Here is a 15,611-nt window from a genome sequence, read left to right as displayed (position 1 = left end):
TGACAAGATCTAAAGATCAAATTTTACTTCGTCCAGAAGACGTTGAGCCTTGGTTCGGTTGGCTGCAATGTCTGAAATAGGCAGTGGATCCGCCTTGAATTCTCCCCATGCAGCCACGGTGTCAGACACTGGAACTTTCGGGTTGACCGGATATTCCATATTGTCCCGGGCATAAATGGACTGAGCCTCTTCGCTGGCCAGGTACTCCATCAGCCTGAGGGCATTATCCTTGTTCGGTGCATACTTTGCCATCACCATACCACTGATGTTGACATGGGAACCCACCGTCTTCTGGTTCGGGAAGTTAATATAAACGGCGTCAGCCCAGGCTTTCTGATCATCATTCTCCATCATCTTGCCAAAGTAGTAGCTGTTGCCCAGAGAGACATCACAAACCCCCTCTTTGATCGCTTTGACCTGGGCCCGGTCATTCCCCTGTGGGCGACGGGCCAGGTTGGCTTTTACCCCTTCCAGCCACAGTCTGGTTTGTGCTTCACCGTTATGGGCAATCATCGAGGCGACCAGGCCAATGTTGTAGGGGTGCTTGCCACTGCGAGTACAGATCTTGCCTTTGAACTTGCTGCTGGCCAGGTCTTCATAGTTGATATCAACGGGCTTGTCGCTGCGCTTGGAGCTGTAAATATTACGCACCCGCATGGTTAATGAGTACCACTGGTTATCCGGGTCCCTTAAGTGCACAGGGATGTTCTCATTAATGGTTTTACTGTTCACGGGTTGCACCAGTTGGCGATCAACCAGGTCAAAAAGACTGATCATATCGGAAGTCAGTACGACATCTGCCGGACTGAATTTACCTTCCCGCTCAATACGCTCCTCCAGACCTTTCTTGGCAAACACCACGTTAACCTTGACGCCCGTTTCCTTTTCAAAGTCTTTCAACATGGGCTCAATCAGAAAAGGCTGACGATAAGAGTAGATATTGACCTCTTCGGCAGCCCGGGCCAGCAAAGAAGAACAGGAAATCGCAATAGCGGAAGTAATCGAGAGGAGTTTTTTCATAGCAGTCTGTAAACAAGAATTATTATCGTTTGCGAATTGTACTTATTTTCCCTGACTTCGCAACTGCTTTATTGCTCTGTGGATAAATTCAATGGCGATAAATCCACTGATTACCCGGTAGATCCCATAACAGCTGGCTGTCAGGCAAAGTACCTGAGCATTATGGCAATGTGGACATGTACACAGACAAGCTATTAACAAGGTAGTGAATAACCCTTTAATAAAATTGCCCTGTGGATAAAGCCATTTTTTTCCACAGTTTAATGACAGGTTAACTAAAGCTTTCTACCAACAATATAACAGAGTTGTTCAATTTATAAAATGTTGAAAATAAAGATCTTTATCTGTTTATCCACAGATTTTATCAACACCAATATCAATAAAAAAAATAAGATAACACTAAGAAACAGCTATTCGCTGTTATTACTGTTGTTTACCTGGAAGAACTTCGTCGTTTGATAAGAAAAAAACAAACTTTTTGGGCAGATCTGCTGGCTGTGAGTAAAATTACGTGGCCGGTTGCCACTCACGCCCGTTATGCAGGCTTTGTCATTGGGCTGGCACTGCGAAGTCTTCAGATCACGCTTATCCAATGATGGGTCACAGCACTGGCTAACCGGTGTATAATTGCTAGCCTTATCTTCTCTTGATAACAGGTGACAGACGTTGGCAGTGGATTTCCCAAAACAATTTGATGTGATTGTGATCGGTGGTGGTCATGCCGGTACGGAGGCCGCCCTGGCGGCAGCACGTATGGGCGTTAAAACATTGTTGTTGACCCATAACATCGAAACTCTGGGGATGATGTCCTGTAATCCGGCCATTGGCGGGATTGGTAAAAGTCATCTGGTCAAAGAGGTGGATGCCCTTGGCGGTGCCATGGCAACAGCGACGGATCTTGCCGGTATCCAGTTTCGGGTGCTCAATGGCAGAAAAGGTCCGGCGGTCAGGGCTACCCGGGCACAGGCTGACCGGGCGCTTTACAAGGCCGCGATTCGTTCGATTCTGGAAAACCAGGAGAACCTGTGGATATTTCAGCAGTCTGCGGATGATCTGGTGGTTGATGACAACACCAGCCAGGTTCGTGGTGTCGTGACCAACATGGGTGTTCGTTTTCTTGCTGCGAACGTTGTTCTCACTGCAGGTACTTTCCTGGGTGGTCGAATTCATATTGGTCTGGAAAACCACAGCGGTGGCCGGGCCGGTGATCCGCCATCCATTGCCCTGGCCAACCGGCTGAGAGAACTGCCTCTGGATGTTCGACGCCTGAAAACAGGGACGCCTGCCCGTATTGATGCCCGAAGTGTGGATTTTTCCGTGATGGAAGCACAACCGGGGGATACGCCGATGCCGGTGATGTCTTACCTTGGCACGGTTGAGCAGCACCCTGAACAGGTGTCCTGTTATATCACCCATACCAATGAGCGTACCCACGAGATCATCCGTGGAGGGCTGGATCGTTCACCCATGTTTACCGGGGTTATTGAAGGGATCGGTCCGAGGTATTGCCCATCCATTGAGGATAAAATTACCCGGTTTGCGGATAAAACCTCCCATCAGGTCTTTCTGGAGCCGGAAGGGTTATCCACCCATGAGCTGTATCCCAATGGCATCTCGACCAGTTTGCCCTTTGATGTGCAGATCAACCTGATCCAATCCATTCGAGGCCTGGAAAATGCGCATATTACCCGTCCCGGTTACGCCATTGAGTACGATTACTTTGACCCTAGAGGGCTGAAGTACTCCCTGGAAACCAAAGCCATTGGTGGCTTGTTCTTTGCCGGTCAAATCAACGGGACCACCGGCTATGAAGAAGCGGCGGCGCAGGGGCTATTGGCGGGTATGAATGCGGCGCTCAGGGCGCAGGATAAAGAATCCTGGTGCCCACGTCGTGACGAAGCGTACATCGGTGTGCTGGTGGATGACCTGATTACCAATGGCACCAGTGAGCCCTACCGGATGTTTACCAGCCGGGCAGAATACCGGTTGATCCTGCGGGAAGATAACGCCGACCTGCGTCTGACCGAGAAAGGCCGAGAGCTGGGGCTGGTGGATGATCAACGGTGGATGGCATTCAGTGACAAGAAAGAGCGTATTGAGAAGGAGTCTGAGCGCCTCAGGGCGGCGTTTGTCCATCCCGGTAGTGATGCTGCCCGTACCCTGGAAAATAAGCTCAGCAAACCTTTAAGCCGTGAATACAGCCTTCTGGAACTGCTGCGTCGCCCGGAACTGACCTATAACGATGTGGCCGGACTGGTGGGAGACGCTGAAACCCATGATCAGGTCGCGGAACAGGTGGAGATACAGACCAAGTATCAGGGCTATATTGACCGTCAGACCGAAGAGATAGACCGTATGCGACGTTATGAGAACACCCGCATACCACAGGCGCTGGACTACACATTGATCGAAGGGCTTTCCAACGAGCTGAAGCAAAAGCTGACTGATGCCCGTCCGGAGACACTGGGCCGCGCTTCCCGTATCCAGGGGATGACGCCTGCTGCTGTATCTCTATTGCTGGTTTATATGAAAAAGCGCTCTATGGCTGCTTAATGATCCAGTTACCAGTGCCTGATCCATCAGGCACTGGTAACTTACCCCACCTGATTACATTGACTCATCCGCACAACACTCCTCGCTGAGAAACCCCATGACCTCATTGAAGGTGGCGAACTGGGGAATGCAATACAGTGTCCTGCCATCCCGCTTCTGCTTAACCAGCCCCACAGAGACCAGGGCTGAAATATGATGGGAAAGGGTTGAACCGGGAATGTCCAGCTCTTTTTGCAGGGCCCCCACCGGCACACCCTGATGGCCAGACCTGACCAGACGTTTGTAGATTCCAAGTCGTGAAGGGTGACCCAACTCTTTCAGAGCCTTGGCGCAGGTATCTAGATCCATGGTAGAAAACTTATGCGGCAAATAGTTCGATGATAGTGGAAATATGTTGAGTTTGTACAGGAACTGCTTCCGGTTTATTGATTGTTTTCAGGAAGCAGTCAGTAAGTGTTTACCAGGAGCCTGTCGGACTTAAGACTGTCCTACTGCGGTTGCGATAAATTGGTCTAAAAATTTCTCGCAATCCTCGCTACGGACGCTTAGGTCCGACAGGCTCCTAAGCTGAATAGTGAGCAATACCATCCATAAACATCTGCACCGAGAGCATCACCAGGATCATCCCCATCAGCCGCTCAATGGCAAATATGCCCCGACTACCCAGTAGTTTCATAATTTTACCCGACATCATCAGAATGGCGGCGCTCAATGCCCAGGAGATAAAAACGGCCATGGCCAGTGGCCACTGATTTCCCGGATGCTGACTGGAGACCAGCATCAGCGTTGCCAGAATGGATGGGCCAGCAATCAGGGGAATCGCCAGGGGAACAATAAATGGTTCACCGTCTGGCGTACTGCCCATGATGCCGCCACCCCGGCTGGATGGGAAAATCATGCGAATGGCAATGATAAACAGGATAATCGCACCGGCAATACTCACCGATTCCTGCTTCAAATGCAGTGATAGCAGCAGGTATTTTCCAGCAAAAAGGAAGATCAGAAGAATAACCAGGGCAATCAGCAGCTCTCTGATAAGCACCTTGCTACGCCTTTGTTCAGGAACTCCTTTCAGAACTGAGATAAAGACAGGCATATTGCCCAAAGGATCCATGATCAGGAAAAGCAGTATAACGGTTGAATAAATGTCCATGTTTAAAAAGCCAGCTGTGTTTATCAGGGCGCGCTTATAACATATTCACCAGAGGCATAGAAAGGCCTCCGGTGGGATATTCAGTGCATCAAATCAGCCTAAGACTCTTTGGCGGGCAAGGATAGACAGCAAGCGGGAATCGTTGCTCCTGCCATCACCATTGCCGTCAAGGTCAATGGTATCTTTCAATTGGAGCATGGTGTGGTACTCCAGGGCTGCTTCCCTGGATTTTTCTATATCAGCTCTGTCTTTGGCCGCATCGGCTAACTCGGCTTGTCTATAGATAGGGTTGTTTTCCTGATTCACATTGTAAAGTTGACTCATATTAAATTCCTTGTCTCAATGCTTGAAAACAGTCATAGCTTGTATTGATAAATTCAGATTAGTTATGACCAGTCTGAGCGTCATTACTACTTTAGTCATAAGGAAGAGAAAATAGCGGAGTGGCAATCTGGCTGACGTTTTTCTTTGTAGAGGGGGGCTGGACGGCGACGCTGCTGAACCAGGTAATGGTCTCGGAGTAGCTTCACTCTTCCCCGGGACACCTCTGATTCACCCTGCCTGAGTTATTTTACGCAGCGCGGTGCCATCAGTTCATTGCAAGATAGTCTCATTCATTGATTCTTCATAGGGAGGGGGCAGGTTTTTGATCGAGCGGCAATAATGCCTGTCGCCCCACTCCCCAAAATTTATTACGGCCCTGTCGCGGTCGTCGTTTTCCAGCCCCTCCGGATCAGCGCCTTGATACAGCAACAAATTAACTAACTCTAATTTGTTGTTTTCATTTGCAAGCCTGACAGGAGCTATGCAGCCATAACCATCCACCAGCTCTCCTTTTGCAATAAGGAGTTTGATCATTTCCATTGCCAAATATGTGTCCATCTTATTAGATGTAACTGCTGTTGCAATGAGACCATCACAACCATAATAAACCTTATTTTTGTAAAAAGTGTTATCCTCGTCCAAGCCATGATCGGTCAGGTAATCGACAATCTCCAGGTGTCCGGAGTTAACAGCCTCCCAAATGGGTGCATGGTAAGAATCTTTATAAACCTTTGCGTCCAGATGTTCGACCAGATACTGAATGATATCGATAAAACCGTGTCTGGCAGCCAAACGCATGTATCCATAACAATCTTCAGGGTTCAGTGGTAAAGCTTCGGATCTGGAAATGGCGTTACTTAACGTTCTCAACTGAGTAAGTTCCTCAGCTAACTCCTGGCGTTCGCGATCTTCCGGAGACTGCTCTGTTATGGTTGATAACATCGATACGGTTGGACGTTGAACATCAATGTTCCGCTCATTAACGGTTTGTCCAGTCCTGCAAGGTTTTATATTTCTTAGTATACGTGCCAGAAAACCTGGCTTTTGTTCCGTTTCATCTGAGTCAGACACTGCGTTGCCCGGTTGATCAGCTTGATATTGGCGTGATGGCCCGGGCTGAGGTTGCGAAGAAGAAGGTATCATCGAATCACTCTAAAGCTATTTGTTAAAGCAAGAGAAAAATACAGTACGTTTTGTCTTTGTGACTACTTTTTCTCGTTGCTCTGGTGAAGTCAGGGCTACTTGTCGTTAATGATTGGCAGTGATTTCAATACATTAAACCTATTTTCTACAGCTTTGATATTTAAAATCAGTAACATTAACCAAGAAATAGCCGGATAATAGAGTAGAAAAACAGGTGTAAAGTTCCATATTCATGGTTTATTTGCTTTTATCTGACGCTAAATAAAGGTTTTTCAGTTTTACATAATTACCTGCCGTATATTTAAAGAAACTACGCTCTTGTTCCGAAATTTCCCGTGTTTTTGTGGCTGGGTTTCCCTTGTAGACAAAGCCACTCTCAAGACGCTTGCCAGGCGGTACCAGACAACCGGCTGCGACAATGACTTCCTCTTCCACCACGGCACCATCCAGAATAATGGCACCAATACCAATCAGACACCGGTTATTGATGGTACAACCATGCAAAACCGCTTTATGCCCTACCGTTACATCATCACCAATGGTCAATGGATGGCCATCCGGGTTGTAATCACTGGCATGGGTAATGTGCAGAACGGAACCGTCCTGTATGCTGGTTCTGTCGCCAATACGGATTGAATGCATATCGCCACGAATCACCGCCGTTGGCCATACAGAGCTGTCATTCCCGATCGTGACATCGCCAAGCACAACTGAACTCTCGTCGATATAGACCCTTTCGCCAAGAACTGGCATTTTATGATTGAAGCTTCGGATGGCTTGACTCATTGAGCAGGGCTCCTCTGGTGTTTCTGCCTCAGTGGATGCAAGTAATGGGTAGTGCATTGACCGGATTCTGCTTGAATTCACCGGGTGACGCACCCATCTATTACCAATAATTACCATGAAAAAGTATAGAGAGCTGTCTTATGACTAACCCGCTACTGGAATCCAGTGAACTTCCCCCATTTTCCAAAATTCTGCCTGAACATGTAAAACCCGCCATTGAATCCATTATTGCTGATAATGAAAAGGCACTTGCCGCGCTACTGGCTTCCGGTGCCGGTACTGGATGGCACTCTTTGCAGGAGCCTCTGGATCAGTTAGATGACCGGTTGGGGCAGGCATGGTCACCGGTTGGCCATATGAACGCGGTGGTCAACAGTGAAGCACTGCGGGACGCTTACAATGGCTGTTTGCCATTGCTATCTGAATACTCTACCCGTCTTGGTCAGAATCGTCAGTTGTTTGAGGCTTACCAGTCCCTGGCTGATTCTGAAGAGTTTAACCAGCTGGACAGCGCACAGCAGAAAGTGATTAACGATAACCTCAGGGATTTTCGTTTAGCCGGTGTTGCCCTGGAAGATGAGCAGAAAGCCCGTTACGGCGAGATCAAAAAGCAGCTGTCGGAACTGACCAGCAAATTCTCTGACAATGTTCTGGACGCCACCATGGCCTGGAGCAAGCTGATTACTGATGAATCGGAGCTGGCCGGATTACCCGAGTCTGCCCTGGCCGGGGCAAAGCAGCTGGCCGAGTCAAAAGAGAAAGCAGGCTGGTTGTTAAATCTGGATTTTCCAAGCTACTTTCCGGTGATGACCTATTGCGATAACCGGGAACTCAGGAAAGAGGTTTACACCGCCTTCTCTACCCGCGCCTCTGACCAGGGGCCCAATGCCGGGGAGTTTGATAACACGGACAACATCAGGCAGATCCTGAAACTACGCCATGAACTGGCCCTGTTACTGGGCTTTGAGAACTACGCTGAATACTCCCTGGCCACCAAGATGGCGGAGTCTCCGGATAAAGTCATTGAGTTTCTGCAAGACCTGGCGGCAAAAAGCAAGCCTCAGGCGGAGCAGGAGCTGGCGGAACTGAAAGCGTTTGCCAAAGCAGAGTACGGCGTTGAAGACCTTGAAGCCTGGGATGTTGGCTATTATGGCGAGAAACTCCGGCAGCAGCGCTACGCCATTTCCCAGGAAGAACTGCGTCCATGGTTCCCGGCGGAAAAAGCCATTGCCGGAATGTTTGACGTGGTCAATCGACTCTATGGCGTTGAATTTGCCACTTTGGATAATGTGGATACCTGGCATAAAGATGTTCGCTTTTTCAACATCACCAGAAAAGGCGAGGTGATCGGTCGCTTTTACCTGGACCTTTATGCCAGGGAGCATAAGCGTGGCGGTGCCTGGATGGATGTCTGCCGTTCCCGCTGGAAACAGGATGGCAAGTTACAACTGCCGGTGGCCTACCTGACCTGTAACTTCACACCGCCGGTGGGCGATAAACCAGCACTGTTAACCCACGACGAAGTGGTGACCCTGTTCCATGAGTTTGGTCATGGTTTGCACCACATGCTGACCAAAGTGGATTATGCGGCGATTTCCGGCATCAGTGGCGTTGCCTGGGATGCTGTCGAACTGCCCAGTCAGTTTATGGAGAACTGGTGCTGGGAGAAGGAAGGGCTGGCCATTATCTCCGGTCATTTTGAAACCGGCGAGTCGCTGCCGGAAGCGATGCTGAATAAATTGCTGGCGGCAAAAAACTTCCAGTCTGCCATGATGATGGTCAGACAGCTGGAGTTTTCACTCTTTGACTTCAAACTGCACAAGGAATATCGGGATAACATCGATGTTCAGTCCGTGCTGGATCAGGTGCGCAAGCAGGTCGCAGTGGTGATGCCGCCATCTTTCAACCGTTTTCAGAACAGCTTCAGCCATATCTTTGCCGGTGGTTATGCTGCGGGCTATTACAGCTATAAATGGGCCGAGGTATTATCCGCTGACGCGTTTTCACGCTTTGAGGAAGAAGGAATTTTTAACCGGGAAACCGGTGAGTCCTTCCTCCATGAGGTGCTTGAAAAAGGCGGTTCTGCTGAACCTATGGAGCTGTTTGTCAACTTCCGCGGCCGAGCGCCAGAGATTGATGCGCTGCTGCGACACAGTGGTATTCAAACAGCTTAATGGCTTGGGCTTTGCAGTTATTTTGCCCCAACCATGATAAGTTTTGCCGTTAACTGACGGCTATTTGAAATAAATACGCAGCAGAGAGCTTGAGGTGCTTTCTGTTGCGTATAACTGTCACATCAGTCAGGGATTAAGAGCCATGAAAACCAAGCGCTTTATTGCAGGAGCGGTATGCCCTTCCTGCGGCACAATGGATTCAGTTCGAATGTTCCGCAGTGAGACTGAGCGGGATTACCGGGAATGCGTGGAATGCGGCTTCAGTGATGAGATGGAAGTGAACCCGAGGCTGGAGGGGAATTTGCCAGAGGCCCGTATTGCCCGGGAAGAGAGCATTCTGGAAGATCATACCGACATCATTCGATTTGTTGATGATCCACTTGTAAAAAAGCAGTGAGGGTTCATTGATGATGGTCTACCTTACTGCGAGATAATTGGATTTTGACAACCAATCAGAGCTGCGCGGCAACAACCGGGAGTAAGTTCAGTTTATATGTTACCACCAGCACCGGTATCCGTGAGTCCTGAAGAAGTGCTGTGTTTACAGGCCTCCCGGCAGTGTTTCAATCTTGAGAAGAAATGCTGCACGTTTCGTGGGCTTCAGGTCACAAGGTTAGACGTTTTCAGAAGCCTGATGCTGGTAGTAGAACATACCTCAGTGGGTGCAGCTGTTGGGGCCGTTGCAGGCTGTGTTTCTGGTGGTATTGCCGGGGCTATAGCTGGTGGTATGGCAGGAGCCGTAGTAGGCGGTATGGCTGGTGGTGCAACAAGTTCAGTGGTTGTTCATTCGGGTAATGGAAATACAGCATTAATGCGTGGCATTAACGGTGTTCTGGGAGGAGGCATTGGAGGTGGAGTGGGTTTTTTCCTGGAAGGTGACCTGGGAATAGAAGTAGCTGCAAAAGGTGCGATAGATGGTGCTATTTTTGGAGGCCTTGTTGGTTCAACCTTAGGCTTACTTACAGGCATCAAAATTGTAAAAAACAATTTCTTTATCAGGAACAGAGTTGTAGAAAGATCAGACCCCGTGGTTCGGCTATCCGGTACTGACGAGCTTGATCAAATACAGGTACCTTCCGGAGTTACAACTCCCATTCCCAGTGAATCAGTCCGATCGACAATGATTGATATTGCAAACGAAGAACTCAGTTGTTGTCAGGATACCAGGACCGTAGAGTGATTATCAGTATTGAAGAAACAGATCTTACTGTTTTTGCCTTCAATTTCCATGTGGTTATAAATCTGATTGTCGCTACCACACTGCCCACTGGTCAGATGGCAGGTAAAATTGCCAAGCAATGGGGTAACTGTATAAGCAAAGGCAAAAACAGAAGCATTAAAGATTGTATTGGCCGCGAGGTTCACACAATCACTGGCAGTCAATTGATTTTGCTGGAATTTCCGATAGCTGCTGCAAACATCAAAAAGAGCTTTACCTACTGATAACGCCATCAGGGTATGCCCGGCAAAAGAGGCAGTGTTTGCACTGCGTTGACACATGAGCATCCAGGGATAATGACAAACCGGAGAGACTGTATTCACTGTTTAAAACTCCTGCCTATAAATTTTCTGATTAATACTTCTTTGACAGTGAAATAAAATTAAAGTTCATCAGGCTGACGGATTCAGGCCGAAGCAGTAAATTTAAGCTCAATACCCAGGTTATTGGAAAGGCAGTTCCAGCGTGACCAGATCCTGATCCACTCCTCAGCACTGCGATCATGGATAAACTCCCTGAATTTCTCTTCATGATAAATCGCTTCCGAGCGCATCATCTGATCCACCGTTTTATCCACAATCACATCCAGCGCATTGGCAAACTTTTCCCCCAATATTGAATGAACAATCAGGTTCGCCCAGGTCATATTCATGGGGATGAGCGTTGATCCGGTTTTTACAAGGTATTGGTCGTTTACTTCTTCAATAAGCCGGTGGGCAAAATAGGCTTTATCAAGCAATAAATCGAGCCCGGAAACGGGTTGATCCCGGGTTATGGCCGCCATAAAGTTTTCTTCAGCAATATCCAGAAATGGTGAGATAAACCGATGAATACCCACTTGCCGTGAGGCTTCATTAAGCGCTTCCAGAAAGTCCGGCACATGGTCAATATAATCCATCGTAAAGATCAGCAATGTCTCACAGGCATTATCATCAGGCAGCTCAATCGTGCGATGTAATTGTTCAATCCGATCACTGATAAGCATTTGCAGATGTCTGTTTTGCGCTTCCAGCTCTTTGACCTGAATGATTAATTGTCGGATTGCCTGTACATCCATATTGACCCCCTGTGTTCATCCATTAGTGCCAGCTGGAATAACTGGCAATGGCTGTCTGGTAGATGTTTAAAAAACCATAGTACCAATCATAAAACAAGAGATGTTAAATATTCCTTTTTCATATATTTCAATATTTTTATAAATAAAAAATTACATAAAAAACACTGCAAAATAAGGGTTTTTCTAAATTTTGGAATCTGTTGTGCAGTCAAAAAAATGGCACACAATATATGCCATGCCAGCTTTTCCCAGAGGCATCTCAGGGGTGTCTGGAATCTAATAATTGGGTGCTTTACTACGGAAATTCTCAAAAGATCGGCTGGGTGTAAAAGCTTCACACCAGCCTCGCAGATAAGCGGGGCTGCGCAGTTGCTTTTGTGGTAAGGAGCGTTAGTGCAGAGCTTGCAGTATTTCCTGAAGGCTCAGGATGATCAATAGAAAAATGCTTCAACAAGCGGGAACTATCTGTTGTTAAATTAATCCAATGATCGCGAAACGATAAGCGAGGGAGTTCGTCAATTTTGTCTGACTGTAATCTATGGCCTCAAATTAACTAAAGGGTCTGTAGAGCTATGCCTCCGTTAGCAAATTCCAATGCTCAGCCAATACCTTTACCACCGTCTGAACCAGAGGTCAGTGAAGTTGCTATCGCAACTGCATTCAATAGCAACGTTCAGATAACAGCCTCCTGTTCACGGCAACTGCCTGATTCCGGGGAGCGTCCAGAGCACTCGCTGGATGAACAACAAATTACTGCTGTTAAGCCTGGTGTCGTAAAAACAGAGCTTGGCAAATCACCGACGAAGTTTCAGGAAAATGATATATTGCTGATTTACCCGCAAGATTTTTCTAACCACTCCAGCGTGGATTTGCACGTAAATCCCGGAAAACTGAAAGATTCACTCAGACGGCATATCCATGACATATTGGATTATCGTTGGGTATGTGATCAGATCGAAGATGAACCCACCCGGGAAAAAGAACAGTCATTGGCGGATTCAATATTAACAAGGTTGCCTGCAGCGTTAAATGAGTTCCTGGACAAAGACTGGTCTGGTAGAGACTGGTTTGTCCCCGAGGAGTATCAAGCTCTGGCGAAGTTCCACTTTGCATTTATTTTTTTCAATGAAGACGATCTTATGGAATACGAGATATGTGAAGAACAAGGTTGGGAATACCCAAGTTACGGGTACGACGAGTGCAGTGAATTTAAAAAATTTTTGATAAAGGAGTGCTTACCTCTGCTCAAAGGCTGGAGCGAAGGCGAAGTGCATTATATTAAGGAGTGGCTGAACAGGGAATTGACAGATTATCAGAAATATCCTGACCGAGATCGCCTGAAGCGCTACGTCCATTATTGTCATTATGGCCCATTAAAAGCTGATTGTGTGTCAATCTGCGACCGTAGTTACCGCATGCATGAAAACCAGGCTGCATATAATCGTATTAAAAACCTTGAGAGCCTGGTGGAAAAATTGGGAGCTGCCACGGGTTTGCCGAAACTGGTGTCCTTGAGCCAAACTAAAGGAAAAGAGTAATTATGTAGTGTCTGTCAGAAAACCCATGAATAATCCGACTCAATAGGCACTGACAAAATTTTTTTGAAAACAAAACAGGCAGCTCATGCCAGTCACCTCCTTTTTTGATCAAAACTTAATCATTTCCCCGTTTTTCGGGTGTCCGTAATCTTTGGTCAATATAATCCATCGTGAAGATCAGCAATGTCTCACAGGCATTACCATCAGGCAGTTCAATCGTGCGATGTAATTGTTCAATCCGATCACTGATAAGCGTTTGCAGATGTCTGCTTTGCGCTTCCAGCTCTTTGACCTGAATGATTAACTGTCGGATTGCCTGTACATCCATATTGACCCCCTGTGTTCATCCATTCGTGCCAACTGGAATGACTGGCAATGGGTGTCTGGTAGATGTTTAAAAACCATAGTACCAATCATAAAACAAGAGATGATAAATATTCCTTTTTCATATATTTCAATATTTTTATAAATAAAAAATTATATAAAAAACACTGCAAAATAAGGGTTTTTCTAAATTTTGGAATCTGTTGTGCAGTCAAAAAAATGGCACACAATATATGCCATGCCAGCTTTTCCCAAAGGCATCTCAGGGGTGCCTGGAATGATAGAAATTTTTTTCAACAGACCGGAACTATCTGTTGTTCGATTGGATCCAATGACCGCGAAATGATAAGCGATGGAAGTCGTCAATTTTGTCTGACTGAAATCTATGGCCTCAAATTAACTAAAGGGTCTATAGAGCTATGCCTCCGTTAGCAAGTTCCAATGCTAAGCCAATACCTTTACCACCGTCTGAACCAGAAGTCAGTGAAGTTGCTAACGCAACTGCATTCAATAGCAACGTTCAGATAACACCCTCCTGCTCACGCCAGCTGCCTGATTCCGGGGAGCATCCAGAGCACTCGCTGGATGAACAACAAATTACTGCTGTTAAGCCTGGTGGCGTAAAAACAGAGCTTGGCATATCACCGACGAAGTTTCAGGAAAATGATATATTGCTGGTTTACCCGAAAGGTTTTTCTAACTACCCAAGCTTGGATTTTCACGTAAATCCCGGAAAACTGAAAGATGCTCTTAGACGGCATATCCATGACATATTGGATTATCGTTGGGTCTGTGATCAGATCGAAGATGAACCCACCCGGGAAGAAGAACAGTCATTAGCGGATTCAATATTAACAAGGTTGCCTGCAGCGTTATATGAGTTCCTGAACAAAGACTGGTCTGGTAGAGACTGGTTTGTCCCCGAGGAGTTTCAAGCTCTGGCAAAGTTCCACTTTGCATTTATTTTTTTCGATGAAGACGATCTTATGGATTACGAGGTATGTGAAGAACAAGGTTGGGAATACCCAAGTTACGGGTACGAAAAATGCAGTGAATTTAAAAAATTTTTGATAAAGGAGTGCTTGCCTCTGCGCAAAGGCTGGAGCGAAGACGAAGTGCAGTATATTGAGGAGTGGCTGAAACGCGAATTGGGAAGTTTTCAGAAGTATCCTGACCGAGATCGCGAGAAGCGCTACTATTGTCATTATGGCCAATTAAAAGCTGGTTGTGTGCCAATCTGCGACAATAGTTACTGCATGCATGAAAAACAGGCTGCATATAATCGCATTAAAAACCTTGAGAGCCAGTTGGAAAAATTGTCATAGACTGCCACTGGTTTGCCGAAAAAGTGGTGTCTTTGAGCCAAACTAGAGGAAATAAGTACTTATGTATTCATCAGTAAATTTTCCTGTTCGGCCACATTTACCTCTGGTCAAATCAGACAGCCCTCAAGCTATTGCATCTGCTGAGTCGAATGGTAATGTTCAGGAGATTCCTGCCTCTTTACACCATCTTCCTGATTCCACAGAGTGCCCAGAGCGCCCACTGGATAAACGTCAAATAACTACTCAAACGTCTTGTGTCGTGAAAGCAGGGCCTGAACAACCACCGACAAAGTTTCAGGAAAATGATTTATTACTCGTTTATCCTTGTAATTCTGTGAGGAGAGTCACAACACCCACTCTTGATTTGAAGATCAATCCAGAAGAACTTAAAAACAGGCTTGATTATCACATAACTGGATTTTTGAGAGAACGTTGGATAAGTGGAAAGAGAAAAGGCCTTGCTACTCAGGAGGAAAAAAAATCACTGGCTGATTCAATATTAGCAAGGTTGCCTGCAGAACTAACTGAGTTCCTGAACAAAGACTGGTCCGATAAAGAGTGGTTTGCTCCCGATGAGTATCAAGCCTTGGCGAGGTTCCACAGCGCAATTATTTTGCTTGAAGATGAAGATTTGGAATACCGGAGTGAAAAAGAGGAAGATGAATTTAACGAATTTTTTAGAAAGGAGTGCTTACCCTTGCGTACTGGCTGGAGCGAGGACGAAGAAGACGAAATAGAACTAGAACTCACTCAGCATTGGTTGAATGAGGAACTGAAGCGGTGTCAGGATTATCCTGAAGCTGAACGGATGAACGAATACATTAAAACGTGCCATTATGGTATATTCAAAGCCGACTGTGTGACAGTCTGCGATGAATGCATTTACCGTATTACTGAAAACTGGAAATCATATGAACGCTTTAAAATGCTGATGAGTCAGGGTGAGGGATTGCTGTGACACAGTAAATATTTCTGGTGGTTTATCGATTGAATTT

The 15,611-nt window shown here is 46.7% G+C and carries 16 protein-coding genes; 8 read left to right on the top strand and 8 right to left on the bottom strand.

Annotated elements, in window-relative coordinates:
- Positions 1-9: 9 nt before the first annotated feature.
- The gene (locus J7438_RS06270; protein ID WP_209275854.1) at positions 10-1,020 is read right to left on the bottom strand and encodes a Fe(3+) ABC transporter substrate-binding protein; all 1,011 of its coding nucleotides are present in this window, start codon (positions 1,018-1,020) and stop codon (positions 10-12) included.
- Between the two features lie 672 nt (positions 1,021-1,692).
- On the opposite strand from J7438_RS06270, the gene mnmG reads away from it, so the two are divergent.
- On the top strand, positions 1,693-3,573 hold the full coding sequence (gene mnmG, locus J7438_RS06265) for a tRNA uridine-5-carboxymethylaminomethyl(34) synthesis enzyme MnmG (protein ID WP_209275853.1): 1,881 nt from the start codon (positions 1,693-1,695) through the stop codon (positions 3,571-3,573).
- Positions 3,574-3,627: 54 nt separating this feature from the next.
- Here mnmG and J7438_RS06260 read toward each other — a convergent pair whose 3' ends face one another.
- From J7438_RS06260 to J7438_RS06240, 5 genes are all read right to left on the bottom strand, one after another.
- The gene (locus tag J7438_RS06260; protein WP_209275852.1) at positions 3,628-3,921 is read right to left on the bottom strand and encodes an ArsR/SmtB family transcription factor; all 294 of its coding nucleotides are present in this window, start codon (positions 3,919-3,921) and stop codon (positions 3,628-3,630) included.
- Positions 3,922-4,135: 214 nt separating this feature from the next.
- Complete coding sequence (locus J7438_RS06255; protein WP_101745362.1) at positions 4,136-4,726, bottom strand: YhgN family NAAT transporter; 591 nt, start codon at positions 4,724-4,726, stop codon at positions 4,136-4,138.
- A 93-nt stretch (positions 4,727-4,819) separates the two neighbouring features.
- Positions 4,820-5,050 (bottom strand): hypothetical protein, encoded by a 231-nt coding sequence (locus J7438_RS06250; RefSeq protein ID WP_209275851.1) that lies wholly within the window; start codon positions 5,048-5,050, stop codon positions 4,820-4,822.
- A 270-nt stretch (positions 5,051-5,320) separates the two neighbouring features.
- Complete coding sequence (locus J7438_RS06245; RefSeq protein WP_209275850.1) at positions 5,321-6,121, bottom strand: ankyrin repeat domain-containing protein; 801 nt, start codon at positions 6,119-6,121, stop codon at positions 5,321-5,323.
- 309 nt (positions 6,122-6,430) lie between these two features.
- Complete coding sequence (locus J7438_RS06240) at positions 6,431-6,979, bottom strand: gamma carbonic anhydrase family protein (RefSeq protein ID WP_209275904.1); 549 nt, start codon at positions 6,977-6,979, stop codon at positions 6,431-6,433.
- Positions 6,980-7,119: 140 nt separating this feature from the next.
- Here J7438_RS06240 and prlC point away from each other — a divergent pair, with 140 nt between their 5' ends.
- The 4 genes from prlC (at position 7,120) to J7438_RS06220 (ending at position 10,596) form a co-directional block, all read left to right on the top strand.
- Positions 7,120-9,153, top strand: a complete 2,034-nt coding sequence (gene prlC / locus J7438_RS06235; RefSeq protein ID WP_209275849.1) for an oligopeptidase A — start codon at positions 7,120-7,122, stop codon at positions 9,151-9,153.
- A gap of 142 nt (positions 9,154-9,295) precedes the next feature.
- A complete protein-coding gene (locus J7438_RS06230) occupies positions 9,296-9,550 on the top strand; it encodes a YheV family putative zinc ribbon protein (protein ID WP_209275848.1) in 255 nt (84 codons plus the stop codon).
- A gap of 120 nt (positions 9,551-9,670) precedes the next feature.
- Entirely contained in the window at positions 9,671-10,333 is a 663-nt protein-coding gene (locus J7438_RS06225) for a hypothetical protein (RefSeq protein ID WP_209275847.1), read from the top strand.
- Positions 10,330-10,596, top strand: coding sequence for a hypothetical protein (locus J7438_RS06220; RefSeq protein WP_209275846.1), 267 nt, complete (start codon positions 10,330-10,332; stop codon positions 10,594-10,596). Before J7438_RS06225 ends, J7438_RS06220 begins: the two co-directional genes overlap by 4 nt.
- A 182-nt stretch (positions 10,597-10,778) precedes the next feature.
- On the opposite strand, the gene J7438_RS06215 is transcribed toward J7438_RS06220, so the two are convergent.
- Positions 10,779-11,429: a hypothetical protein gene (locus J7438_RS06215; protein WP_209275845.1), complete on the bottom strand. Its 651-nt coding sequence runs from the start codon at positions 11,427-11,429 to the stop codon at positions 10,779-10,781.
- Between the two features lie 824 nt (positions 11,430-12,253).
- Here J7438_RS06215 and J7438_RS06210 point away from each other — a divergent pair.
- Entirely contained in the window at positions 12,254-12,967 is a 714-nt protein-coding gene (locus tag J7438_RS06210; protein ID WP_209275844.1) for a hypothetical protein, read from the top strand.
- Between the two features lie 115 nt (positions 12,968-13,082).
- On the opposite strand, the gene J7438_RS06205 is transcribed toward J7438_RS06210, so the two are convergent.
- Complete coding sequence (locus J7438_RS06205; RefSeq protein ID WP_209275843.1) at positions 13,083-13,295, bottom strand: hypothetical protein; 213 nt, start codon at positions 13,293-13,295, stop codon at positions 13,083-13,085.
- Positions 13,296-13,710: 415 nt separating this feature from the next.
- Here J7438_RS06205 and J7438_RS06200 point away from each other — a divergent pair, with 415 nt between their 5' ends.
- Both J7438_RS06200 and J7438_RS06195 read left to right on the top strand, forming a co-directional pair.
- Positions 13,711-14,616: a hypothetical protein gene (locus J7438_RS06200; protein WP_209275842.1), complete on the top strand. Its 906-nt coding sequence runs from the start codon at positions 13,711-13,713 to the stop codon at positions 14,614-14,616.
- A 61-nt stretch (positions 14,617-14,677) separates the two neighbouring features.
- A complete protein-coding gene (locus J7438_RS06195; RefSeq protein ID WP_209275841.1) occupies positions 14,678-15,574 on the top strand; it encodes a hypothetical protein in 897 nt (298 codons plus the stop codon).
- Positions 15,575-15,611 lie beyond the last annotated feature (37 nt).

The sequence above is a fragment of the Thalassotalea sp. G20_0 genome, from assembly GCF_017744175.1.
In the GTDB taxonomy this organism is placed as follows: Bacteria; Pseudomonadota; Gammaproteobacteria; order Pseudomonadales; family Endozoicomonadaceae; genus Endozoicomonas.
This window is presented reverse-complemented; position numbering and strand designations above follow the sequence as displayed.